Annotated in this window: 22 protein-coding genes; 18 read left to right on the top strand and 4 right to left on the bottom strand. The window is 62.4% G+C overall.

Annotation, left to right across the window (positions count from 1 at the left end):
- The first annotated feature begins 6 nt into the window (after positions 1-6).
- From HMPREF0291_RS08140 to HMPREF0291_RS08170, 7 genes are read left to right on the top strand one after another with little or no spacing between them, the layout of a single operon-like run.
- The gene (locus HMPREF0291_RS08140; protein WP_005290155.1) at positions 7-192 is read left to right on the top strand and encodes a ubiquitin-like protein Pup; all 186 of its coding nucleotides are present in this window, start codon (positions 7-9) and stop codon (positions 190-192) included.
- Positions 192-1,607, top strand: coding sequence for a Pup--protein ligase (pafA, locus tag HMPREF0291_RS08145; RefSeq protein ID WP_005290156.1), 1,416 nt, complete (start codon positions 192-194; stop codon positions 1,605-1,607). The genes HMPREF0291_RS08140 and pafA overlap by 1 nt, the downstream gene beginning before the upstream one ends.
- Positions 1,600-2,544 (top strand): helix-turn-helix transcriptional regulator, encoded by a 945-nt coding sequence (locus HMPREF0291_RS08150; protein WP_005290158.1) that lies wholly within the window; start codon positions 1,600-1,602, stop codon positions 2,542-2,544. The genes pafA and HMPREF0291_RS08150 overlap by 8 nt, the downstream gene beginning before the upstream one ends.
- Positions 2,534-3,475 (top strand): helix-turn-helix transcriptional regulator, encoded by a 942-nt coding sequence (locus tag HMPREF0291_RS08155; RefSeq protein ID WP_005290160.1) that lies wholly within the window; start codon positions 2,534-2,536, stop codon positions 3,473-3,475. The genes HMPREF0291_RS08150 and HMPREF0291_RS08155 overlap by 11 nt, the downstream gene beginning before the upstream one ends.
- A gap of 40 nt (positions 3,476-3,515) precedes the next feature.
- Positions 3,516-3,791, top strand: a complete 276-nt coding sequence (gene tatA / locus HMPREF0291_RS08160; RefSeq protein ID WP_005290161.1) for a Sec-independent protein translocase subunit TatA — start codon at positions 3,516-3,518, stop codon at positions 3,789-3,791.
- 29 nt (positions 3,792-3,820) lie between these two features.
- Entirely contained in the window at positions 3,821-4,747 is a 927-nt protein-coding gene (gene tatC / locus HMPREF0291_RS08165) for a twin-arginine translocase subunit TatC (RefSeq protein WP_040424446.1), read from the top strand.
- Between the two features lie 10 nt (positions 4,748-4,757).
- The gene (locus tag HMPREF0291_RS08170) at positions 4,758-7,514 is read left to right on the top strand and encodes a DEAD/DEAH box helicase (protein ID WP_005290165.1); all 2,757 of its coding nucleotides are present in this window, start codon (positions 4,758-4,760) and stop codon (positions 7,512-7,514) included.
- On the opposite strand, the gene HMPREF0291_RS08175 is transcribed toward HMPREF0291_RS08170, so the two are convergent.
- Positions 7,511-8,065 carry a trypsin-like serine peptidase gene (locus HMPREF0291_RS08175; RefSeq protein WP_005290166.1) on the bottom strand — a complete coding sequence of 185 codons (555 nt, stop codon included), beginning with the start codon at positions 8,063-8,065 and terminating at the stop codon, positions 7,511-7,513. The genes HMPREF0291_RS08170 and HMPREF0291_RS08175 overlap by 4 nt on opposite strands.
- 24 nt (positions 8,066-8,089) lie before the next feature.
- Between HMPREF0291_RS08175 and HMPREF0291_RS08180 the strand changes: the two genes are divergently transcribed.
- Genes HMPREF0291_RS08180 through HMPREF0291_RS08205 form a run of 6 tightly spaced genes read left to right on the top strand, consistent with a single transcriptional unit; the run spans position 8,090 to position 14,445 of the window.
- Positions 8,090-9,217 (top strand): M24 family metallopeptidase, encoded by a 1,128-nt coding sequence (locus HMPREF0291_RS08180; protein ID WP_005290168.1) that lies wholly within the window; start codon positions 8,090-8,092, stop codon positions 9,215-9,217.
- Positions 9,214-9,951 carry an SDR family oxidoreductase gene (locus HMPREF0291_RS08185; protein WP_005290170.1) on the top strand — a complete coding sequence of 246 codons (738 nt, stop codon included), beginning with the start codon at positions 9,214-9,216 and terminating at the stop codon, positions 9,949-9,951. The genes HMPREF0291_RS08180 and HMPREF0291_RS08185 overlap by 4 nt, the downstream gene beginning before the upstream one ends.
- Before the next feature lie 34 nt (positions 9,952-9,985).
- Positions 9,986-11,302 carry a lipase family protein gene (locus tag HMPREF0291_RS08190; RefSeq protein ID WP_005290172.1) on the top strand — a complete coding sequence of 439 codons (1,317 nt, stop codon included), beginning with the start codon at positions 9,986-9,988 and terminating at the stop codon, positions 11,300-11,302.
- Between the two features lie 9 nt (positions 11,303-11,311).
- Positions 11,312-11,827 carry an FxsA family protein gene (locus HMPREF0291_RS08195; RefSeq protein WP_005290174.1) on the top strand — a complete coding sequence of 172 codons (516 nt, stop codon included), beginning with the start codon at positions 11,312-11,314 and terminating at the stop codon, positions 11,825-11,827.
- Positions 11,787-13,388, top strand: coding sequence for an apolipoprotein N-acyltransferase (lnt, locus tag HMPREF0291_RS08200; protein WP_005290176.1), 1,602 nt, complete (start codon positions 11,787-11,789; stop codon positions 13,386-13,388). The genes HMPREF0291_RS08195 and lnt overlap by 41 nt, the downstream gene beginning before the upstream one ends.
- A 49-nt stretch (positions 13,389-13,437) precedes the next feature.
- Positions 13,438-14,445, top strand: coding sequence for a polyprenol monophosphomannose synthase (locus HMPREF0291_RS08205; RefSeq protein WP_005290178.1), 1,008 nt, complete (start codon positions 13,438-13,440; stop codon positions 14,443-14,445).
- Here the strand turns inward: HMPREF0291_RS08205 and HMPREF0291_RS08210 are convergent.
- Entirely contained in the window at positions 14,442-14,825 is a 384-nt protein-coding gene (locus HMPREF0291_RS08210; protein ID WP_083770293.1) for an RNA polymerase-binding protein RbpA, read from the bottom strand. The two genes, HMPREF0291_RS08205 and HMPREF0291_RS08210, sit on opposite strands and share 4 nt — an antisense overlap.
- 148 nt (positions 14,826-14,973) lie before the next feature.
- On the opposite strand from HMPREF0291_RS08210, the gene HMPREF0291_RS08215 reads away from it, so the two are divergent.
- Positions 14,974-15,312 carry a hypothetical protein gene (locus HMPREF0291_RS08215; RefSeq protein ID WP_005290182.1) on the top strand — a complete coding sequence of 113 codons (339 nt, stop codon included), beginning with the start codon at positions 14,974-14,976 and terminating at the stop codon, positions 15,310-15,312.
- Positions 15,313-15,351: 39 nt separating this feature from the next.
- Positions 15,352-16,047, top strand: a complete 696-nt coding sequence (locus tag HMPREF0291_RS08220) for a YceI family protein (protein WP_005290183.1) — start codon at positions 15,352-15,354, stop codon at positions 16,045-16,047.
- 79 nt (positions 16,048-16,126) lie between these two features.
- Here the strand turns inward: HMPREF0291_RS08220 and HMPREF0291_RS08225 are convergent, their stop codons facing one another.
- On the bottom strand, positions 16,127-17,455 hold the full coding sequence (locus tag HMPREF0291_RS08225) for a class I SAM-dependent methyltransferase (protein ID WP_040423714.1): 1,329 nt from the start codon (positions 17,453-17,455) through the stop codon (positions 16,127-16,129).
- A 127-nt stretch (positions 17,456-17,582) separates the two neighbouring features.
- Between HMPREF0291_RS08225 and HMPREF0291_RS08230 the strand changes: the two genes are divergently transcribed.
- Both HMPREF0291_RS08230 and HMPREF0291_RS08235 read left to right on the top strand, forming a co-directional pair.
- Positions 17,583-18,983: an NAD(P)/FAD-dependent oxidoreductase gene (locus tag HMPREF0291_RS08230; protein ID WP_005290188.1), complete on the top strand. Its 1,401-nt coding sequence runs from the start codon at positions 17,583-17,585 to the stop codon at positions 18,981-18,983.
- 109 nt (positions 18,984-19,092) lie between these two features.
- The gene (locus HMPREF0291_RS08235) at positions 19,093-20,166 is read left to right on the top strand and encodes a magnesium and cobalt transport protein CorA (protein ID WP_005290189.1); all 1,074 of its coding nucleotides are present in this window, start codon (positions 19,093-19,095) and stop codon (positions 20,164-20,166) included.
- Between the two features lie 8 nt (positions 20,167-20,174).
- On the opposite strand, the gene HMPREF0291_RS08240 is transcribed toward HMPREF0291_RS08235, so the two are convergent.
- A complete protein-coding gene (locus HMPREF0291_RS08240) occupies positions 20,175-20,612 on the bottom strand; it encodes a PaaI family thioesterase (protein WP_005290191.1) in 438 nt (145 codons plus the stop codon).
- Positions 20,613-20,733: 121 nt separating this feature from the next.
- Here HMPREF0291_RS08240 and gndA point away from each other — a divergent pair, with 121 nt between their 5' ends.
- On the top strand, positions 20,734-22,191 hold the full coding sequence (gndA, locus tag HMPREF0291_RS08245; protein WP_005290194.1) for an NADP-dependent phosphogluconate dehydrogenase: 1,458 nt from the start codon (positions 20,734-20,736) through the stop codon (positions 22,189-22,191).
- The last annotated feature ends 7 nt before the right edge of the window (positions 22,192-22,198 follow it).

Raw genomic sequence — 22,198 nt, forward strand, 5'->3', positions numbered from 1 at the left:
AGAGCTATGGCTCAAGAACAGATCAATACCCACTCCGACGGAGGCTCGGACGAGGAGGGCACCGGCCAGGAGGCTGGTCAGGTGAACGTCAACACCGCAGGCACCGACGACTTGCTCGACGAGATCGACTCTTTGCTGGATAACAACGCCGAGGAGTTCGTCCGTTCCTACGTGCAAAAGGGCGGCCAGTAATGACGGTGTATCCGCGCCGCATCATGGGCGTGGAGACTGAATTCGGGCTGACCGCCATCCGTGACGGCAAGGCGGTTTTAGGGCCGGAAGAGATCGCGCGGTACTTGTTCAAGCCAGTCGTGGCCCAGTACAAGAGCACGAACATCTTCACCGACAACGCGGCCCGTCTGTATCTCGATGTCGGTGCGCACCCGGAGTACGCGACAGCGGAGTGCGATTCGCTCACCCAGTTGCTCAACCACGACAAAGCGGGTGAAGTACTGTTCAACGATCTCGCCGCCCAGACGGAAAAGACCCTCGCGGCTGAAGGCATCGGCGGCGACGTGTACCTGTTCAAGAACAACGTTGACTCTGCAGGTAACTCCTACGGTACGCACGAGAACTACCTGATCAGCCGGGAGCTGTCGCTGAAGAACTTCGGGAAACGTCTCCTGCCGTTTCTGATCACCCGGCAGCTGCTCTGCGGTGCGGGCATGATCAAGAACGGCCGTTTCGTCATCTCGCAGCGCGCCGATCAGGTGTGGGAGGGAGTCTCGTCAGCAACGACGAGGACACGCCCGATCATCAACACCCGCGACGAACCCCATGGGGATTCGAGCCGGTTCCGCCGCATGCATCTCATCGTTGGTGACTCCAACATGGCGGAGCCCTCCTTTGCTCTCAAGATCGGCTCGACGCAGTTGGTCATCGAGATGCTCGAAGCGGATTGGGACATACCGACTTTCGACGTGGTCGAGCCGATCAAGCACATCAAACAGATCGCGCTCGACCCGACCGGCCAGACAGAACTCGCGCTCAAAGACGACACCACAGTGACCGCGCTCGAGGTCCAGCAGGCCGTCCTCGAGGCCGCGAAGGGCTGGCTCGCCCAGCGCCAGGACGAGGGCACGCCGAATGCTGAGTTGGAGAAGGTCGTGGAGCTGTGGGGCAGGACACTCACGGCCATCGGGACGCAGAACTTCGAGCCAGTCTCTGGCGAGATCGATTGGGTGATCAAACGCAACTTGCTTGAGCGCTACCGCGACCGCTTGGGCGGGGACTGGAATGACCCGAAGCTCGCCCAGATCGACCTGGCGTACCACGACATCAACCCGCGCCGCGGGCTGTTCTACCACCTGCAAAATAAAGGATTAGTCCAGCGGTGGACCACCGATGAGGCAATCGCCCACGCAGCGACTACCGCGCCGGAAACAACGCGCGCCACTCTGCGCGCACAGTTCCTCGATACGGCCCGTGAGCTGGGCGCCCACTACACCGTCGACTGGGTGCACATGAAGGTTGACCGCCCAGAGCCGCAGACGGTGGATGTGCAGGATCCGTTCGCGACGGAGGACGTAGGCGTCGATAAGCTCGTGGCGTACATGCACGACAACCGCGAGGTGCTTGGCAACGCGCAAGGGGGAATCCGTGGCTAACGATGCGCGAGTGATCCAACGGCTGACCAACCTCACATTCGCATTGCTGGGGTCGAATAAGCCGCGTGATATCGAGTGGATCCGCACGCATGTTGACGGCTACGAAGACAAGACGGATACCGCCATGGCGCGCATCCTCAAGCGCGATGTCCAATCATTGCGCCGGGCTGGCGTTCCCGCGCGCAGCGAGAACGGGCTGGTCTGGGTGAACAAAGACTCTTACGAACTCCCGCCGATCAGCTTCACCGAGGAAGAAGCGTACGTGCTGGGGCTGGCGGGGGACTTGGGGACGTCGGGAAGCTTGGGTGCGTTCGCGCGCTCCGGGTGGACCAAGATCGCAGCGGGCGGTGCAACGCGGGCATTTGACGATGCTCCGATTAGCGCGCTGGACAACGACATTTCCCGGCTCGACACTGATGTCGTCGCGGCCGTGACCGCGTGCGTGCGTTCCCGCACCCGGATGCGCTTCACCTACCAGCCCTCTCCGACAGCGCCGCCGCAAACGCGCACGATGGACCCGTGGGGGCTCATCGCGCTGAACAACCGCGCCTATGTCGTCGGCTACGACGTGGAACGCGAAGCTGAACGCAGTTTCCGGGCGGTGCGCGTCAGCGAGGTCCGGAAAGTGCGTGACGTGCCCGCAGGGGATTTCCACCTGCCAGACCGCCCGGTCCAGCAGATCGTTGAGGATTCTCTACGCGGCCCCACGGTGAAAGAAGCGGTGGTGCGCGTTGACCCGGGAACGGCGGGGGAGCTCGTCGCGAAAGCTACAGATCTCGGTGATAACCGTTTCCGTCTCGTCGACGTGGAGCGTGACTGGCTGGTGCGCACTACCGCCAGCTTCGCTCCGCATGCGGTGGTGGAGTTGCCGGGGGATGTGCGCGAGGACGTCGTCAAGCTATTGAGTGCGACTCAGGAGGCGCAGAATGAAAGATAGCCCGGAAAAGCTCGGCCAACTCGTCCGCGCTCTGAACTTGATCCCGTACCTGCACCAACACCCGGATGCGACGCCAATGGAGATCGCCCGCAACCTGGGGTATCCGCACACCGAGGTCATGGAGGACCTGAAGCGGCTGCAGATGTCGGGCGTGGGTAAAGGACCGGGCGAGATGATCGACCTTTCCGCAGATTGGACTGGCATCACGCTCATCGAAGATCAAGGGTTGAACGCGCCGCTGCGTCTCACGCCTACGGAAGCGAATGCCCTCTTGCTCACCCTGGAATCGTTGGAAACCATGCCGGGTCTCGTGGATCAAACCGCGGTGGCGTCCGCCGCGCAGAAACTCCGGGACGTCATGCACGATGCCGGTGTTCCCGACTCCGACCATGCGGAGACTCCCGGACCGGCACGCATGGTGTCCCAGGCGCTGACGCAGCGCTGCATGCTGGAGATCACCTACTACTCGGCCACCTCGGACACGACGCGTACGCGCACGGTCTCCCCGGTGGGCATGTTTCACCGTGACGGTGCGACCTACCTGTCGGCGTTCGAGGACGGCTCACCGAAAACCTTCCGCTTGGACCGTATCCAGGACGCATCGCTTCTCGACGTCCCCGCCGCCCCGTCTGCCCACCGCGACTACGACGCGGCAGACCCCTTCGGGTTCGGGCAGGAGAACGTCGCCACACTGCGCATCCGCAGTGACGCGACGTGGCTGGCAGACTACTGGCAGATCGAGTTGCACGAGACTGAGCCCACGGCGCTCACCGAAGGTGAGTGGGTCGAGGCCTCCATGCCCTACGGCAGCGACGACTGGATGGTTCGTTTCTGCCTCAGCCAGGCCGACCGAGTGAGCGTTGTGGAGCCGACTCATATTGCCGAAGAGGTCGCCGGTCGCAGTTCTGCGGCCCTTGAGCGTTATGCTTAGAGCCACACGCGCTTTAAGCCCTTGAATGAAAGGAACTCCCATGCCAAACCTTGGCCTGATGGAAATCCTCCTGATCGTCTTCATCATCCTCCTGCTTTTCGGAGCTGGAAAGCTTCCGGACTTGGCTCGCTCTGTGGGCCGTTCTGCGCGCATCTTCAAGTCCGAGGTCAACGAGATGAACAACGACAAGGCTGCAAAGGAGTCTGTCGCGAACCCTCAGCGTGAGCTGACCTCGGGCGCCGAGTCGACTCAGCCCCCCAACTCGCAGCAGGGCTTCTGGGACCAGCCGGAGAACCAGCAGCGCCCCGCTAACTAGCCGTGTCCCGCAAGAACTCCGAGGGCACGATGACCCTCACGGAGCACCTGCAGGAACTGCGCCGACGCGTAGTCGTGTCGCTCATCGCCATCGTTGTTGGAACCATCATCGGTTTCATTTGGTACCAGTGGGCTCCGGGGCCGACGATGCCGCTGGGCGAGATCATTCGCCGTCCCTATTGCTCTCTGCCGGAGCACTTGCGGGCGGATCTGACCTCTGACGGTTCGTGCCGTCTCATCGCTACTTCGCCGTTCGAGATGTTCATGTTGCGTCTCAAGGTGGGTTTCCTCGCGGGTCTGGTGCTGTCGTCTCCGGTGTGGCTGCAGCAGATCTGGGCGTTCATCACTCCGGGCCTGCACAAGAATGAGCGGCGCTGGACGATGTCGTTTGTCACCTTCGCTGTGACGCTCTTTGTCGCCGGCGCAGTTCTCGCGTACTTCATCGTCGACCAGGGCCTCTACGTGCTCATGTCGATCGGTAGTGAGTACCAGGTCAGCGCCCTGTCCGGTGGCGAGTACTACAACTTCGTCCTCGCACTGATCATCATCTTCGGCGTGAGCTTCGAGGTGCCCCTGATCATCATCATGCTCAACCTTGCCGGGCTGCTCGAGTACGAGCAGGTGAAAGACAAGCGCAGGATCATCATCGTGGCCCTGTTCATTTTCGCGGCGTTCATGACGCCCGGCCAGGATCCGTTCTCCATGATCGTGCTCGCCCTGTCGCTGTGCTTCCTCGTGGAAATGGCGTTCCAGTTCTGCCGCATCAACGACAAGCGCCGCAAGAAGAAGACCGGGGACTGGGGCGATATGCGTGACGACGAAGCTTCCGGCCCCATCGCTCCTGCCGAGCCCATTAGCGCTGCCGCTCCCGTAAGTACTCCGACTCCGGTGGCATCACCTGCCCCTCGACCCGTAGACGACTTCAACAAACCGGGCTATTTCGACGACGTGCTCTAGGGTGGTAGCCATGTCTTCGACGCTCCACACGCACCTGGATGAATTCCGCGCCACTAAGTCGTTTCCCCTCGATGACTTTCAGGTGGAGGCGTGCCAGGCGGTGGAGGAGGATCGCGGGGTGCTGGTGTGCGCCCCAACGGGCTCCGGAAAGACCGTGGTGGGGGAGTTCGCGGTCTCGCTGGCGTTGTCGCGCGGGACGAAGTGCTTTTACACCACTCCGATCAAGGCTCTGAGCAACCAGAAGTACCACGACCTTGTCGATGAGCATGGGGAGGATGCCGTCGGCCTGCTCACGGGTGATGTGAGCATCAACGGCAACGCGGAGATCGTCGTCATGACTACCGAGGTCTTGCGCAACATGATCTACGCCGGGTCGAGCGCGCTCGACCGCTTGTCGCACGTGGTCATGGACGAGATCCACTACCTCGCAGACCGCGACCGCGGTGCAGTGTGGGAGGAAATCATCCTCAATCTCGAGGAGTCTGCTCGCATCATTGGTCTGTCTGCCACGGTCTCAAACTCGGAAGAGTTCGGCGAGTGGCTGCACGAGGTCCGCGGCGATACCGCGGTCATCGTCTCGGAGAAACGCCCAGTCCCGCTTAACCAGTACATGATGGTGCAGCGCAAGATCATGCCGCTGTTCGAGCCCGGCGCGGTCGAAGCGCCCGGCAACGTGAACAAGGATCTGGAGCGCGCCATCGAGCGGCTCGAATCCGGCGCCGCCAACGAAGGTCGCGATGATTTCCGCCAAGGTAAAGGCTTCCGCTCGCGTGCTGGCGGCGGCCGCAGTGGCGCACCGCGGGGCCAGGACCGGATCCGACCTGTTGGCCGCCCCGAGGTCGTGGAGGCCCTGCGGGGGCGAGACATGCTGCCCGCCATCGTGTTCATCTTCTCCCGCGCGGGGTGTGACGGCGCGCTGTTTCAATGCCTGCGCTCCCGCAAGGAACTGACCACGCAGGAGGAAGCTGAGCGGATCAAGCAGATCGCCGACGAAGGCGTGGAGGGCATTCCCGAAGAAGACCTCGAGGTACTGAACTTTCGCCAACTGCGTACAGCCTGGTCGCGCGGATTCGCTGCCCACCACGCAGGCCTGCTGCCAGCGTTCAAGCACATCGTGGAGCAGCTCTTCGTCGAAGGTCTCGTCCGTGTTGTCTTTGCCACGGAGACGCTTGCGCTGGGCATCAATATGCCGGCCCGCACCGTGGTCTTAGAGAAACTGGTCAAGTTCAACGGCGATGCCCACGTGGATCTCACCCCGGGGCAGTACACCCAGTTGACGGGACGTGCAGGCCGCCGCGGGATCGACACGATCGGTAACGCCGTCGTGCAATGGGCGCCAGCGATGGATCCCCGGGAAGTCGCCGGTCTCGCCTCCACCCGCACCTACCCGCTCATCTCGCTGTTCACACCCGGCTACAACATGGCCATTAACATGCTGCAGATGAACGGCTTTGAAGATTCAATCCGACTTATCGAGAAGTCCTTCGCTCAGTTCCAAACCGACCGCTCCGTCGTCGGCGAGGTGCGCACCATCGAGCGCCAGCGCGCCAAGGTAGACACGCTGCGCGCTGAGCTTATCGACGCCGCAGGCGCCGACGTCAGCGACGACCTCATGGAGTACATGAACCTGCGCCGGGACCTCACCGAGGAAGAGAAGCGCAACAAGAAGGACTCCATTACTGAGCGCCGTCAAGAAGTTCAGGCCGTGTTAGGCCGGCTGCAGATCGGTGATGTCATCGCTTTGCCGTCGAAACGCCGTCCGGAGCTCGCCGCTGTCGTTGCGCCCGCAGGGAAGAAGGATGACCCGCGGCCGTGGATCACCACCGAGCGCGGCTGGTCGGGACGCATTGACGCCTCCGCCTTCGCCAACGCCCCTGTCGTGGTCGGCAGCATCAAGGTGCCGCGAGACATCGCGCACAAACCGCGCAAGCACACCCGGAAGGTGGTCAGCGAGCTCTCCCGCAGCCGCTTCAACGCGCCAAAGAAGTTGAAGCAGGAGGCGCGCAACCGGCCGTCGAAACGCATGCTCGAACTGCGCGATGCGATCCGGTCCCACCCGGTGCACTCCTGGCCGGCTGCGCAGCGGGAGCAGCTCGCTCGGCTCGGAGATGAGTTGGTGCGTGAGGAAAGGTCGCTGGAGCGGGCGCAGAAAAGCGTCGATAAGCAAACGGACACGTTGGGGCGCATGTTTGAACGCATCATCGGCCTGCTCACGGAGATGGACTACGTGGAGCTTGTCGACGGCGAGCCCACCGTCACCGACGAAGGCGAGCGTCTCGCGCGCATCCATAATCCTTCCGACCTGCTGGTCGCCCAGTGTCTGAAGCGGGGGATCTGGGATGACCTTGATCCTGCCGAGTTGGCTGGCGTTGTTTCAATGTGCGTGTTCGAGAACCGCAAGTCGACCGGCGGGTATCCGGAGGCCGCGACAGACCGGATGGCAGATGCGATGAACGACACGGTGCGCATTCACGGCGAGCTCGCTAGCGACGAGCAGCGCCACCGCCTGCCGCCGACGGGCATCCCGGACCCTGGCTTTGCTTTGTCGATGCACCAGTGGACTGCCGGCGCACCGTTGGGTTACGCGCTGGCCGCGGCCGCCGAGTCTGGTGCGGAGCTGACACCGGGCGACTTCGTACGCTGGTCGCGCCAGGTCATCGACCTCTTGGAACAAATTGTGCAGACCGGGTACTCCGCCGACATCAAGCACAGCGCCCGCAGGGCAGTCGACGCGATCCGGCGCGGTGTGGTGGCGATCGGCAACTAGCGCACCGTCCCTTCTGGGAGCAGGTTCACCGTGGCCACGCGGAGATTCTTCCCGAACGGGTCGAGGATCAGCGACTGCACTCCAACGATCCTCCCGCCGACCATGACCGGGCCGCCGGAATCGCCCTTGACTGCGGGCTTCGTGTTGAAGACCAGCCCAGCCGGCCGCACGCGCGTGGCCCGAGACCGCGACATCGCCATAGGAATCGTGCCCAACCACAGGCCTGGACGCGCCTGCATCCTCCGCGCGCGTCCGCCAAACCCGAACGTGACGGCTGGGGTGCCGATCCGTGGCGCAGCGCCCTCAACGATCCGCGGGAAGGTCTCACCCGACAACTTCCGAAAGGGACGCACGGTCACGATGGCAATATCTGTGCCCGGCACGGTTGTGACCTGCCTAATGGTTCGGATAGCGCCGTGGGCCTTCACCGTGGCTCCTGTGGGATGCTCCCGGAAGAAGTGCGCACACGTCAGCACCGTCTCAGGATCGAGCAGCGTGCCCGAGCAATAAGCAGCCCCAGATGAGATGCGGACAAGCGAAGCAGGAAACATTGCCGCCCATCCTATCCACCTACAATGGCGGGCATGAATGCTCTTCCCACGCATTTCCCACCGGCCGTCTACGCGCACCGCATTAAGCGGGCCGAAACCCTGTGCACGCAGCGGAGACTCGGCGGGGTAGTGGTGGGAACTGGTCCGGAACTCGCGTTCCTGACCGGCGCGTGGACACAGTCGCATGAGCGTCTCACCGCGCTTGTCATCTCGCCGCTGGGCGACCCCACGCTCATCGCCCCGGCCACCGATGCTGCCGACCTGGCCTTCGTGGAGCAGCTGGGCATCACCCTGCACACGTGGCGTGACGGCCAAGATCCCTATCGCATCGTTGCGGCGCACCTCGGTGGCGGCACGGTGGCGCTGGGCAAATCGTTGACTGCCGACCACGTGCTTCGCCTCATGGAGGTCGTCGAAGACACCGTGCTTATCGACGATGCGGTGCCGGACCTGTTCATGGTGAAAGACACCGATGAGATCGCGCAGCTGGAGTTTGCAGGCGCCGCCATTGACCGCGTCCACGAACAGGTCCCGGACCTGCTCCGTCCCGGCCGCACAGAGAACGAGGTAGCAGCGGACCTCGCCGAATTGATCAAGCGTGAACACGCATCGGTGGACTTCATCATTGTCGGCTCGGGCCCGAATGGCGCCAACCCTCACCACGACCACTCAGACCGCGTGCTGGAGGACGGCGACCCAGTCGTGGTGGATATCGGCGGTGCCGTCGGTGCCGGCTACCACTCCGACTGCACCCGCACCTACGTGGCGGGAACCGTTCAAGACCCCTCGTTCCAGCGTGCCTATGACGTGCTCCGCACCGCGCAGGACACAGCCGTTCATACCGCACGACCCGGTATGACGGCGGGGGAGCTCGATGCCGTGGCACGCTCCATCATCAACCACGCCGGGTACGGAGTGAACTTCTCCCACCGGCTCGGTCACGGGATTGGATTGGCCCTGCACGAGGCACCGTTCATCGTCGAGGGCAGCGACACGGTTCTCGAAGAAAGCATGGTGTTCTCGATCGAGCCGGGGATCTACCTGCCCGGGCAGTGGGGGATGAGGATCGAAGACATTGTCGTGCTGGAAGCCGGCGGCGCCCGGCGCCTCAACAACGCTGCCCGCCAACTCCGCTATGGTTTGCAGTCATGACACAGGCCACACCGGGCGCCGGCACTATCCTGTTCCTCGGCGCGACCAGCGACATCGGCGGGGAGATTGCTGTGCGCATCTGTTCCGGTCGCGATGTGGTTCTGGCAGCCCGGAGACCAGAGGCGCTGGAAGACGTCGAAAAGCGACTGCGCAATGCGGGAGCCACGAGTGTGCGTAGCGTCCCCTTCGAAGCGATGGACCTCTCTTCGCACCGAGCGGTCGTAGACGCAGCTGGCCCGGTGACAACGGCGATTGTGGCCTTCGGCATTCTCGGTGACCAACAGCGCGCGGAGCACGACGAAGCACATGCAGCCGAAATCGCCATGATCGACTACACCGCGCAGGTGAACATGCTCACTGTGCTGGCAGATGCCATGCACCGCGGGGAAATCTTCGCGTTCTCGTCGATTGCAGGATGGCGGGCGCGGCGCGCGAACTACGTGTATGGGTCAACCAAGGCCGGGCTCGACGCGTTCTGCCAAGGCTTAGCGGACAAACTGCATGGCGGACCGCTGAAGCTGATCACGGCGCGGCCGGGTTTTGTCATCGGTTCCATGACCGAGGGCATGAAGCCTGCACCCCTGTCTGTGATACCGGAGGATGTCGCCGAGGCGGTCATTGCCGCAGCGCAAAAGAAGGGCAGCCGCACTGTCTGGATTCCCCGTCAGCTGCAGGTGTTGGCCTGGATCATGCGCTTTGTTCCGCGCCCGATCTGGAGGCATATGCCACGGTAGAATTCGGAAAAACTGGTGCGACAAGGGAGGAAACGTGGGCAAGACGAGCAACATTGTCGGTGTGGTAGCCGGTCTCGGGGCCGCTGCTGCCGCTGGTCATCTGTGGAAGAACTCTCGGGAATCAGGCACCCGAGGACTGGTCACGCGGGCATGGCTGCCGCTGTTTGTGGATCTAGCAAAAGACATCATCAACCGCCCCGTCACCGATCCCGAGTTCGAGCCGCCGCAGTGGTTGTCCGGTGCCACCGGTGGAGAGTTGTTGCGGACTCAGAAGGTTCGCGCACTCGGGCTGAACTCGTCTATGAACAAGGGCACGATGTGGCGGATCGAGTACGCGACGACGGACGCGCACGGGCGCCCACTGTCCGCCACGGCCGCCGTGATCCGCTCGGAGAATCCGTGGGAGGGAACAGGCCCGCGTCCCGTTATCGGGTTCGCGCCCGGAACGCAGGGCACGGCGCGCCACTGTGATCCGTCGTACTCCTTCAGCATGTTCCTCGACGCGCGGTGGCCCTTCGACATCGTTTCCGCGTACGAGCAGCCCGCAGTGAACATGTACGTCGCCGCCGGCTGCCATGTGGTGGTCACCGACTACCCGCGGGATCCGGAAACAGGCAAGCAGCTCTACTGCGACCACGTAGCAGGGGCGCATTCGCTTTACGACGCCCTCCGTGCCGCCAAGCACCTCGACGTCACCAGCGACCGCGTAGGCCTGTCCGGGTTCTCCCAGGGTGGCGGGTGCGTCGCTGCAGCGCTCGAGGAGCCTGAGTACGCCCCTGACATTCCGGTTGTCGCTGCGGTGTGCGGTGCACCGCCGTCAGACCTCGAGGACATTCTCAACCACGTCGACGGCGAAACCGCGACGTTCGTGCTGCCGTACGCGCTCGACGGAATGATGGCCTCGTACCCCGAGATTGCAGGGGAGCTTCTTCCACACCTCACGGAGAGCGCTGGCGAACTGCTGGGGCTGGCACGTACCCGGTGCGTGCTCGGCGCGATGCCCCATAGCGCCCGCCAAGACACCACGACGTGGACCACCGATGGCCGCACGCTCGTCGACGTGATCAAGGAGCTGCCGATCACCAACTCGCTCATCGGCGACAAACTCCTTGGCCACACCTCTCCGCAGGTTCCGACGCGCCTGTGGGCAAGCGTTCACGACGACATCATTCCGTACCACTCAACCGAGAAACTGGCACGCGATTGGGGTATCGAGCTGACCACGCGGCGCCTGTTTCCGCTGCTACGTTTCGACGTAGCCAAGCACCTCGTGCCGTTCTTCATCTGGATGCACGACGATGCAACATGGTTGATCCGGCAGATTGAGAGTTCTGGGGCCTCAGGCAGGTAGTCTGGCCGCATGCCCTATGCCGCTTATTTCCTGATCTACCTGATCCTCGAGGCGCTCGCGTTCTGGGGTGTGAGCCAGCTCATCGGAGTCGGATGGGCCTTAGCCGGCATCTTCATTCTCATGATTGTCGGCGCCGTGGGTGCTTCCGGAGCCATGCGCGCTGAGGTCGCCCGCGCCTCCCACGGGCGCGCCAGCATCGGCCAGTTTGCGGGAGGCACCGCCCTTGCCATGGCTGGGGGAGCGTTGACCGTCCTTCCGGGGTACATCACCTCAGCGGTCGGTGTCCTGCTGCTGTTCCGCCCTACCCGTGACCTCATCCGTCAGTCCATGGCGGCGTCCCTGCGCAAGCGTGTAGAGACGTTTGGTGCCCAGGTGTACGACGTGTCCAATATGCAGCGGCACGCAACCTCCTACGGCACGTTCGGTGACGGCTCGGCTTCGGAAGAAGTGATTGATTCTGAAGAGATTGAAAAGTGGTCGCGTGATGCTCGACCGGAAGACTTCGGAGGTCCGAGTGAGCGCTAACTCGAATGCGGTGGTCACTGGCGGCCGCCTGCTGCTGGCAGGCGCAGGGGGAGTGCTGGTGTACTTCTCCCACGAACCGCACGGGCACTTCTGGGCGGCGATTTTCGGCGTGGCGCTGTTTTACTTTGCTCTGATGCCGTGGCCGTTCGTTGCCGCCACCGATAAAGCTGCCGCACCGACCGCCGGCCGCGGTGCCTTGCTCGGGTACGTTCACGCAGTCTGCCTCTACCTGCCGTTGTTGCCGTGGGTGGGTGAGTTTGTGGGCGCATTGCCGTGGATCGCGCTGTCTTTGGCGTGCGCGCTGTACTCGCTCATCACAGGCGCGTTCGGCGCTCTTGTTGCCCGGTGGCGTTTCGGTTTTCTCGCGTTCCCTCTGGTCTACGTCGCCGTCGAGTACGCGCTGTCCTCGTTCCCCTTCGGCGGATTCTCCTGGGTCCGTCTGGCCTGGGGGCAAATCAACGGCCCGCTGGCCAACTTGGCGCCGTGGGGTGGCCCCGCATTGATAACGTTCGCGACTGTGCTGCTCAGTGCGTCTATAGCCGCTTGCGTGCATGGGCTTCTCTCTCGCGTCGAGTGGTCGCCGAAGGGGAGTGTGGTCGCCTGGTCGATGGTTGTGGCGGGGTTGATGATCTCCACGAGCATGATCGCGGGCCTGGCCGTCAACCGCGACGCCCCGACAACAGGGGAGGTCACTGTCGCCGCAATTCAGGGCAATGTTCCCCGCATGGGCCTGGACTTCAACGCGCAGCGCCGCGCGGTGTTGGCCAACCACGTGAACGTGACCAAAGAGATGGCCACCGACGTGCACGGGAAAGGGGAGAGCGTCGACATGGTCTTCTGGCCCGAGAACGCCTCTGATGTGAACCCCTTCGCGGACGATGAAGCTTTCGAGCGCATCTCCGGCGCCGTGGCAGAGGCGGATGCGCCCACTCTGGTGGGCACCTTGACAAAGGACGAGGTCGGCGATCGCAACACTGCCGTCATCTTCGACCCAGACAACGGGCCAGGGGACTACCACCACAAGAAGTATCTGCAGCCGTTCGGCGAATGGATGCCCTACCGTGATTTTTTCCGGAACTTCTCCGAGTATGTCGACATGGCTGGCAACTTCAAGCCCGGTGACGGCAACGGCACCGTGCGGATGGGCGACCACGTTGTCGGCGTGGCCACCTGCTACGAGGTCGCATTCGACATGGCCTACCGCGATGCGGTGAAGGCTGGTGCACAGATCCTGACTACCCCGACGAACAACGCTACGTTCGGGTTCACGGACATGACTTACCAGCAGCTAGCCATGAGCCGCATTCGCGCGATGGAGACCGACCGGGCCGTCGTCGTGTCTGCCACGTCCGGCGCCTCTGCGATTGTCCACCCGGATGGTTCGGTGTCGCAGCATACGGAGATCTTCCAGCCGGGGTATCTCGTCGAAAAGCTTCCGCTGCGTGATTCCGTGACATTTGCCGTGCGCTATGGGCAGTGGGTGCAGTGGCTGCTCGTTGCAGGGGGAGTCGCGGTGATGGCCGCATCCATGATCGGCGCGCGACGCGGGTACACTGCCTAGAGAAACACGAGAGAAACGACATCCCTGGTAATAAGGAGAAACCGTGCCTGTGGCTGACAAACCCAGTGACTCCACGTTGGTGATCATCCCGACGTACAACGAGCTGGAGAACCTTCCGCGCATCGTTGAGCGTGTCCGTGCCGCCACGCCGGAGGTGGACATCCTCGTTGTCGACGACAACTCCCCGGACGGAACCGGTGACAAGGCGGACACCCTCGCTGCGGCGGACGAGCACGTTCACGTTGCCCACCGCGAGGAAAAGTCGGGCCTGCTGGGCGCATACCGTGAAGGCTTCGAGTGGGCGCTTGAGCGCGAGTACAAAGTCATTTGCCAGATGGACGCGGATGGTTCCCACGCGCCGGAGCAGCTGCAGGATCTGCTGGATGCGGTGGATAAGGGTGCAGATCTGGTCATTGGTTCGCGCTACGTCCCTGGTGGGGAAGCGGTGAACTGGCCGAAGGAGCGTTTCTACCTGTCGAAGCTGGGCAATCTTTATATTTCCATCGCTCTCGGCGACGAGATTGCGGACATGACTGCTGGCTACCGCGCGTTCCGTCGCGAGGTGCTCGAAGCCATTGACTTCGATGACCTGTCCCGCAAGGGCTATATCTTCCAGGTGCAGATCGCCGATGTCGTCGTCCAGGAAGGCTTCGATGTGCGCGAGGTGCCCATCACCTTCGTCGACCGCGAGCTCGGCGAATCCAAGCTGGACGCCAGCTTTGCCAAAGACTCCCTGACCGAAGTGACCAAGTGGGGTTGGACGCGCCGCTCAAGTCAGGCGAAGGAGATGGCTTATGAGCTGAAACGCCTGGGTAAATACGAGCTTGAACAACTGGGAGTGCAGCGGATCCCGGGCAAGATCACCGGTGCGTTTTCTGTCGCCGGCGACATGGTCGAAGAAGGCTCGAAGCTGCTGGCATACGAGCTCAAGCGGAACTCTGACGAAGTAGACACGCGCCCCCTGGCTTCCTTGGGCCGCAGTCTTGTCGGCTTCGTGGAAGAGGGGGCGCGTCTGGCGAAGTATGAGGTGCAGCGGCTGGTGAACAACCGCCACTAAGCCTGGTTCTCTTGAGCTTCTTTCTGCTCCTTAGCAATGCGTGCCGCGTTGCGGCGGCGCTTGCGCAGCTGCTCTAGGCGTTCTTCAAGCAGCTCATCGAGCTCATCGATGGTGCGGCGCTCCAGCAGCATGTCCCAGTGGGTGCGCGGTGGCTTGACCGGCTTGGACTCTACACCTTCGCCCTCAATGAGGGTGCCGGTCTGGCCGTTTTTGCACGGCCACTCCTCGGGGATCTCGGCGTCGTCTGCGAACGGGATCTCGAAGACCTCACCGGAAGGGGTGCGGTACTTCGCCATCCTGCGGGGGGCGAGATCGTGGTCACGATCCGTCTCGTAGCTCACTGCACCCATCCGGCTACCACGCAGTACCCGATCAGCCATGCTGCATCTGTCCCTTCATCTATTGGTCTGTAGAAGCTTGCGGGGCGGTCGTGCAGCCCCATGCAATCTTCAAAGTATAACGGCCACCCATAGCAACGGCTCACCCACACCGTTTGTTCCAGCAGTTACGATCACAAGTGATCCGATCATGAACCAGCCACTTCACACTAAGGACGAACCGGGCGCCTGCCTGTGGTGCGGTGCTCCCGTTGAACAACTGCAGGGGCGCGGCCGCCGCCGCAAGTACTGCAGCGATTCGTGCAAGCAGCGCGCCTACGAGCGGCGGCACAATGTCCCAGGCAACCTTGGGCGTTCGGGCCGCGCGCGTCCGCACAACGACGACACTCTGCGCGATCGGTTATTCGCGCTGCGCTGCGCGGCAGAGGACATCGCCACGGCTGTCTCTGAGGGTGCGGACATCAACGAGATTGAGTCCTTGTGCGATGAGCTGGTTACCATGGCTAAGAGAATCGAAAAGCTTCACTAGAAGTTTTGAGAAGTTTTGCAAGCAGAAAGAGGGGAAGTCATGCAGACACGCACCCAGAAGATCGTGTTCTTTGGTGGTCTGGCGGTGATCATTCCTCTCACTCTGGTAGCGATCGTTCCGCTCGTCTTTGCGCTGTTCAACTCGCCTGGCATCAAGACCGAGCCCATTGACGACAGTGGTGCCAAAGCCGCGACAACCGATGTGGACGGGCACTGGGTGGTCAGCAACCAGATGGGAAAGAATGCGACGTCCGCTGGGTTCACATTTAGTGAGCTGTTACCGGGCGATGAGCGCGTCACATCCGGCTCTACGCCAGCTGTCACGGGTGAAATGACCATCGAGGCCGGCACGCTGACCGCCGGTGAGGTGACTGTGGATATGACTAATATCGTCACGGATCGCGATGTTCGTGACGTTAATGTGCGGAGGAGCATCCTCCACACGGAGGAGTACCCGGAAGCGACATTTGTCCTGACGGAGCCCGTTGATGTTTCGCAGCTTCCGGACGATGGCAGTATCGGCACCGTCACGCTCACGGGTGACATGACCATTCACGGGGAGACAAACACGATCACGCAGGAGTTCAACGCGCTGCGCACGGAAGACAACGTGATCGTGCACGCCGACATTCCGTTCAACCGTCTCGACTATGGCGTGGAAACGCCGGAGTTCGTGGCTGCGAAGATTGCGGAAGAAGGCGAGATCAATATCCGCCTCAAGATGGATAAGCAGTAAAACATCCCCTTTTGTCCGATAATGTACATTATGTCAAGTAGGACGCGCGCCTAGCTCCGCTCGCTTTTCGACGTTGCCCCTACCGCACTCCCCGGCGATGCTTGTGCGCAAGCGTGTACTGAACCGCATCGAGCATCCCCAACCGCGCAAGCGCTTCACGGAGGGCAAGCTGCCACGTCCACAGGCGCCGGTACACCGCATCGAATCCGTCGGCCGCCGCCTCGCGTAGCTGCCCTTGAAATGTCGTGCGTTGGTGTCCCAAGGACAATGCGAGGTGCTCCGGCGCGTGCGTCTCACCGATGACGCGCAAGCCGCTGTGCTTATCGACGAGCCTGCGCAGCGACTCCTTCGTGCCGTACTCCAACGCGGGCCAGACATAGGCGCGGAGCGATTCCAGAGATGACGCAGCGACCGGGGTGAGCTTCTCTGTCGCCACGACAGTTTGGATGACGGCACGGCCTCCCCGTGTGAGCAACTCGTCCATGACTGCGGTGTATGTGGGGCGCAGACGCATCGGGAGGGTTTCGAGAGTCTCGACGGAAACAACTGCGTCATAACGCCCCTCTCGTCGTGCGAGTGCTTGCTGGACGCTCTGTACGACGTTGATATGCACGCTGTCGTCGACTCCCGCCAGAGTCAGGCGCTCGCGCAGCCCCGGTACGGTACCGGGATCTGTTACGAGCGAATCCACTGTAGCTTGCCTTCCGGCCGCCGCTATAGCCACTGCCCCGCCGGAACTGGGAAGTTCCGCTATGTGGGAGCCGGCGTGGACACCGGCGGCGTCGAGAAGCATGCCGACGCTTCTGCGCTGTGCGTCGGCAAGATCCAGCTTTTCCGTGCTCAACGGTTCGCTGAAATTCGTCACAGAGACGAAATAGTTGGCCGGCTCCCCGCGCTTGCCCGCGCTCGGCGAGAACGACTTGACGCTGCGGCGCTCCGTCGTGGGCACCCCTGTTGAGAAATGGCCGGCGAAAGAGCTCATTCCGTCCCCGGCGTAACGGGCGACGAGCTCTGGTGGCACATCCCCACCGATAAAACGTGTATCCGCTTTCGCGCTCGAGGTTCGGGGGTTGTACCCCGATTCAATCAGGCCGGAGAGCACCTTGACGAGCGCTACCGGGGTCTGCGTGCGCCACTCTCCTGCCATGTAGGCCTCCGCCAGCCCAATCCAACCGTGAGCGGCGATGCGGGCAAACATGGCCTCGTGATCGACAACAAGGTCTGGCTGACCGTTCGGATCAAGATCGAGGCCGGCCTGCATGCACGCTTTCGCGAACTTCGCCTCCGCCCGCCGCGACCGAAGTCCCATCGCACGCCCAGACGGAACGTGCGCGATGCTCGGCCATTGCGCGGGATCCACAGTTGCCAAGTGGTCTAACTGGGGACGATAGGAAGCATTGTCGGGCACGCCGTTTAGAATAGACCGCCGTGGCAGCGGTGTAGCGGTGCCACGGCGCGCACTTGCTGCAAACCCGCGTATGATTTCATGGCGGATCCGCACAACGTTGTTCTAGAAGGCTAAAAGGAGTTCATACATGTCCGACAAACCGTACCGCCCCGCAGGTAACCGCCACCATGTCGTGATCATTGGTTCCGGCTTCGGTGGCCTTTTTGCCGCACGCGAACTCGACGGCGCTGACGTTGACGTCACGCTGATTAGCCGCACCAACTTCCACCTCTTCCCGCCGCTGCTCTACCAGGTGGCCACGGGCATTCTCGGCTCGGGCGAGATTGCTACCTCCACCCGCCAGATCCTGGGCAAGCAGAAGAACACCGACATCATGCGCGGCGATGTCACCGACATCGACCTCGACGCTAAGACGGTCACCTGCAAAGAGGGTCCGTACACCTACACCTACGAATACGACTCTCTCATCGTCGCCGCCGGTGCCGGCCAGTCCTACTTTGGCAACGACCACTTCGCCGAGTTCGCCCCCGGACTCAAGACGCTCGACCACGCGCTGGAGATCCGCTCCCGCCTCGTCACCGCGTTCGAGCGCGCCGAAGTCACCGAGGACCCGGCCGAGCGCGAGCGCCTGCTCACCTTCGTCATCGTCGGTGCGGGCCCGACCGGTGTCGAGCTCGCCGGCCAGATCGCCGAGATGGCGCACCGCAGCTTCCGCAACGAGTACTCGCACTTCCGCCCCTCCTCCGCCAAGATCATTCTTCTCGACGGCGCACCCCAGGTCCTCCCGCCCTTCGGCAAGCGCCTCGGCCGCAAGGCGCAGCGCGAGCTCGAACGCATCGGCGTGACGGTCCACCTCAACTCGATGGTGACCAACATCGACGAGACCTCGGTGACCTACAAGGACATGGAGACCGAGGAAGAGACGACGATCGAGTCCTACACCAAGATCTGGTCCGCGGGTGTGGCCGCTTCCCCGCTGGGCAAGCTCGTCGCCGACCAGGCCGGCCTCGAGGTCGACCGTGCCGGCAAGGTCCCGGTGAACAAGGACCTTTCCGTGGGCGACCACCGCAATGTCTTCGTCGTCGGCGACATGATGAATTTGGACAAGCTGCCGGGCCTGGCTCAGGTGGCGATCCAGACCGGTGAGTACGCGGCTAAGGCGATCAAGGATGGCGTGGAGAATGACCAGGAGCCGGACCAGCGCGAGCCGTTTGAGTACTTCGACAAGGGCTCCATGGCCATCGTTTCGCGCTTCCACGCCGTGGTGAAGATGGGCAAGGTAGAAATCGCCGGCTTCCTGGGCTGGATCATGTGGCTGCTCGTCCACGTGTCCTTCCTCGTGTCCAAGCGCAACCGCATCGTGTCTATGTTCACCTGGACGCTCAACGCCCTGTCCCCCAAGCGCTACAACCTCGCCGCGACCCAGCAGCAAATGCACGGCCGCACTGCCCTGCTGAACCTGGAGAAGTACGCCGCGGAGGAGGCTGAGCACCTCGTCGAGGTGCGTGACACCAACGGCGAGAACTAAGCTCGCTCTTCTTCTCCCCTACGCCCGCCCCCGGTTCCCCCGAATCCGGCGGCGGGCGTATGATTCTGCCCGTTCATCCAGTTGATACATCTGCCCGAAGGGGGTTGCCTTGGTACCGAAGAACCCGCTTTCCCTGGGAAAGTCGAAGCAGACAGAAAAGGCGACCCAGAAACCTATCCCTGTCCCGGTGGAACGTTCGATCGACTTCTGCCGCGTGATTGTGGATGGTCAACTTGAACCTGGCAGCTGCCACTACTCCACCGCTCTCAAGAAAGTGAATGAAGCTGAGAGCGGCTACGTGTGGTTGTCCCTCCGCGAGCCCAACGTGGAGCAGATGGAGAAGGTCGCCGAAGAGTTCGGCATTCACGATCTCATTGTGGAAGATGCCGTGAGCGCCCATCAACGCCCGAAGGTGGAACGCTACAACAATCAGCTGTTTCTGGTCATCCGCACGATTGAGTACCGCGACGACGAAGAGGTCACTGACCTGCGCGAGATCATCTCGACCGGTGAAGTGCAGATGCTCATCGGCGAGAACTTCGTGATCACAATCCGCCACAACGCGGAGCTTCCGAACCTCACTCAGGAGCTTGTCGAAGACCCGGAGATTTCCGCGCTGGGACCCGCTGCCGTCGCCTGGAAGGTCGCAGACCACGTCGTAGAGAACTACGCCATGATCACGACCTTCCTCCGCGAAGACGTCGATGAGCTGGAGAACGAAGTCTTCACTCCGCGCCGGCAGATCAACATCGACAAGATCTACTCCTACAAGCGTGAGATCTTGGAGATGCGCCACGCGATTGACCCGCTGGGTCCCGCGTTGAAGACAGGACTGAACCTGCACAAGGACCTGTTGAGCAAGCAGATCCGCTCTTACCTGCGTGACGTGCAGGACAACGCGATGATTGTCACCGACAACGTCAACGGATTCGATGAGCGGCTTTCCTCGCTTCTCGACGCGTCCGTGGCCAAGGTGAGCATGCAGCAGAACTCCGACATGCGCACGATCTCAGCCGTGGTGGGAATGGCGGCCCTTCCGACGATGATCGCCGGAATCTACGGCATGAACTTCGAGTACATGCCAGAGCTGTCGTGGCGCTATGCGTATCCGGTTGTCTTAGTGGTGATGTTCGGCTCCATCGTGGCCATGTACTGGTGGTTCCGCCGGAACAACTGGCTCTAACCCAGCTGTTAGGCCATCACCATGGTGCGCAGGGTGGTAATCGCGACGATCTTGCCCCCCTGCTTCATCTCGATGCGCCAGATCTGGGTGCGCCGGCCCAGGTGGACGGGCGATGCTTCAGCCTCAATCGTGCCGGAAGTGACGCTGCGGATCAGATCCGTGTTGTTGTTCATGCCCACAACGGGCGCGCCCGCGGCGGCGTACCCAGCGTAAGAGCCCATGCTCTCTCCGATGGCGCAGAACACCCCACCGTTGACCTGGCCGGCGGGTTGGTGGTGGCGCGGGTCCGCTTCCACCGTCGCGGTGATCTTCTCCGGGCCGAAAGCGGTGAAGTGCAGCCCGATGAAGCTGTCGAATTCGACGTGGTGAGCGTTCAGGTACGCCAGTTCGTCGTCGGTGAGCTGACGGTCGCGTAGTTCCATGAGTTTGCTGAAATCCATCTCCATGGCCAGAGATTTTACCAACGAAACTAGATCGCGTGCGCGGTTATAGATCTGTTTGTATTTAAAGGGTTCTTATATGGCCCATCGCCTGCGTAGGACCGACTGGCCTGCGTATGCTTTGGGCATGACTAACGAGAATCTTGCGCAGATCGGCGTCGTGGGCATGGCTGTGATGGGCTCCAACTTGGCCCGCAACTTCGCCTCCCGCGGCCACACGGTAGCTATCTACAACCGCTCCCCCGAGAAGACCCGCGCCGTCATGGAGCAGCACGGCCACGAAGGCAACTTCATCCCTTCGGAGTCCATTGAGGACTTCGTTGCGTCTTTGGAACGCCCGCGCAAGGCAGTCATCATGGTGCAGGCCGGTGCCGGCACCGATGCAGTGATCGATCAGCTCGTCGAGGCCATGGACGAGGGCGACATCATTATCGACGGCGGAAACGCTCTGTTCACCGACACCATCCGCCGCGAGAAAGAGGTCGCAGCGAAGGGCCGCCACTTCGTCGGCGCGGGCATCTCCGGTGGCGAGGAGGGCGCCTTGAAGGGGCCGTCGATCATGCCGGGTGGCCCGAAAGAGTCGTGGGAGACCCTCGGTCCTCTGCTGGAATCCATCGCTGCTGAAGTCGATGGCGTGCCGTGCGTGACTCACATCGGCCCTGACGGTGCTGGTCACTTTGTGAAGATGGTCCACAACGGCATCGAGTATGCCGACATGCAGGTCATCGGCGAGGCTTACCACCTGCTGCGTTACGCGGCGGGCATCGAGCCGGCTGAGATGGCAGACATCTTCGCCGAGTGGAACCAGGGTGATCTGGACTCGTACCTCATCGAGATCTCTGCAGAGGTGCTGCGCCAGGTCGATGCGAGGACGGGCAAGCCGCTGGTGGACGTCATTGTCGACGCCGCTGGCCAGAAAGGCACCGGCCGCTGGACTGTGAAGGAAGCACTCGACCTTGGCGTGCCCACAACGGGGATTGGGGAGGCCGTCTTCGCCCGCGCCCTGTCCTCGGCGCTGGCGCAGCGCCAGGCCGTCCAGGACACGGGTTTGCCGTCGGGTGAGGTCACGTTGCTGGAGACGCTCGGCGTCGATAAGCAGCAGTTCGTTGAAGATGTCCGCCGCGCCCTGTACGCCTCCAAGCTTGTGGCCTACGCGCAGGGCTTCGACGAGATCAACGCCGGCTCCCAGGAGTACGGCTGGGGCATTAAGCCGCAAGACCTCGCGACGATCTGGCGCGGTGGCTGCATTATCCGCGCGAAGTTCCTCAACCGCATCACCGAGGCGTACAACAACGACCCGCAGCTGCCGTCGCTTTTGCTCGACCCTTACTTCAAGTCTGAGCTGGAGAAGGGCCTTGTCGATTCCTGGCGTCGTGTGGTCATCATTGCCACCCAGTTGGGTCTGCCGATCCCGGTGTTCGCCTCAAGCCTGTCCTACTACGACTCGCTGCGCGCGGAGCGCCTACCGGCTGCTCTCATCCAGGGCCAGCGCGATTTCTTCGGCGCCCACACCTACAAGCGCGTGGACATGGAGGGCACCTACCACACCACGTGGTCCGGTGAGCGTGAGGAAATCACGTACTAGCCCGGTA

The sequence above is a fragment of the Corynebacterium genitalium ATCC 33030 genome, assembly GCF_000143825.1.
GTDB lineage: Bacteria > Actinomycetota > Actinomycetes > Mycobacteriales > Mycobacteriaceae > Corynebacterium > Corynebacterium genitalium.

Excerpts from the sequence above, each read along its gene's own strand:
- HMPREF0291_RS08140 (WP_005290155.1), top strand. The coding sequence starts at position 7 with ATGGCTCAAGAACAGATCAATACCCACTCCGACGGAGGCTCGGACGAG.
- pafA (WP_005290156.1), top strand. The coding sequence starts at position 192 with ATGACGGTGTATCCGCGCCGCATCATGGGCGTGGAGACTGAATTCGGG.
- HMPREF0291_RS08155 (WP_005290160.1), top strand. The coding sequence starts at position 2,534 with ATGAAAGATAGCCCGGAAAAGCTCGGCCAACTCGTCCGCGCTCTGAAC.
- tatA (WP_005290161.1), top strand. The coding sequence starts at position 3,516 with ATGCCAAACCTTGGCCTGATGGAAATCCTCCTGATCGTCTTCATCATC.
- tatC (WP_040424446.1), top strand. The coding sequence starts at position 3,821 with ATGACCCTCACGGAGCACCTGCAGGAACTGCGCCGACGCGTAGTCGTG.
- HMPREF0291_RS08170 (WP_005290165.1), top strand. The coding sequence starts at position 4,758 with ATGTCTTCGACGCTCCACACGCACCTGGATGAATTCCGCGCCACTAAG.
- HMPREF0291_RS08175 (WP_005290166.1), bottom strand. The coding sequence starts at position 8,065 with ATGTTTCCTGCTTCGCTTGTCCGCATCTCATCTGGGGCTGCTTATTGC.
- HMPREF0291_RS08180 (WP_005290168.1), top strand. The coding sequence starts at position 8,090 with ATGGCGGGCATGAATGCTCTTCCCACGCATTTCCCACCGGCCGTCTAC.
- HMPREF0291_RS08185 (WP_005290170.1), top strand. The coding sequence starts at position 9,214 with ATGACACAGGCCACACCGGGCGCCGGCACTATCCTGTTCCTCGGCGCG.
- HMPREF0291_RS08195 (WP_005290174.1), top strand. The coding sequence starts at position 11,312 with ATGCCCTATGCCGCTTATTTCCTGATCTACCTGATCCTCGAGGCGCTC.
- lnt (WP_005290176.1), top strand. The coding sequence starts at position 11,787 with ATGCTCGACCGGAAGACTTCGGAGGTCCGAGTGAGCGCTAACTCGAAT.
- HMPREF0291_RS08210 (WP_083770293.1), bottom strand. The coding sequence starts at position 14,825 with ATGGCTGATCGGGTACTGCGTGGTAGCCGGATGGGTGCAGTGAGCTAC.
- HMPREF0291_RS08215 (WP_005290182.1), top strand. The coding sequence starts at position 14,974 with ATGAACCAGCCACTTCACACTAAGGACGAACCGGGCGCCTGCCTGTGG.
- HMPREF0291_RS08220 (WP_005290183.1), top strand. The coding sequence starts at position 15,352 with ATGCAGACACGCACCCAGAAGATCGTGTTCTTTGGTGGTCTGGCGGTG.
- HMPREF0291_RS08230 (WP_005290188.1), top strand. The coding sequence starts at position 17,583 with ATGTCCGACAAACCGTACCGCCCCGCAGGTAACCGCCACCATGTCGTG.
- HMPREF0291_RS08240 (WP_005290191.1), bottom strand. The coding sequence starts at position 20,612 with ATGGAGATGGATTTCAGCAAACTCATGGAACTACGCGACCGTCAGCTC.
- gndA (WP_005290194.1), top strand. The coding sequence starts at position 20,734 with ATGACTAACGAGAATCTTGCGCAGATCGGCGTCGTGGGCATGGCTGTG.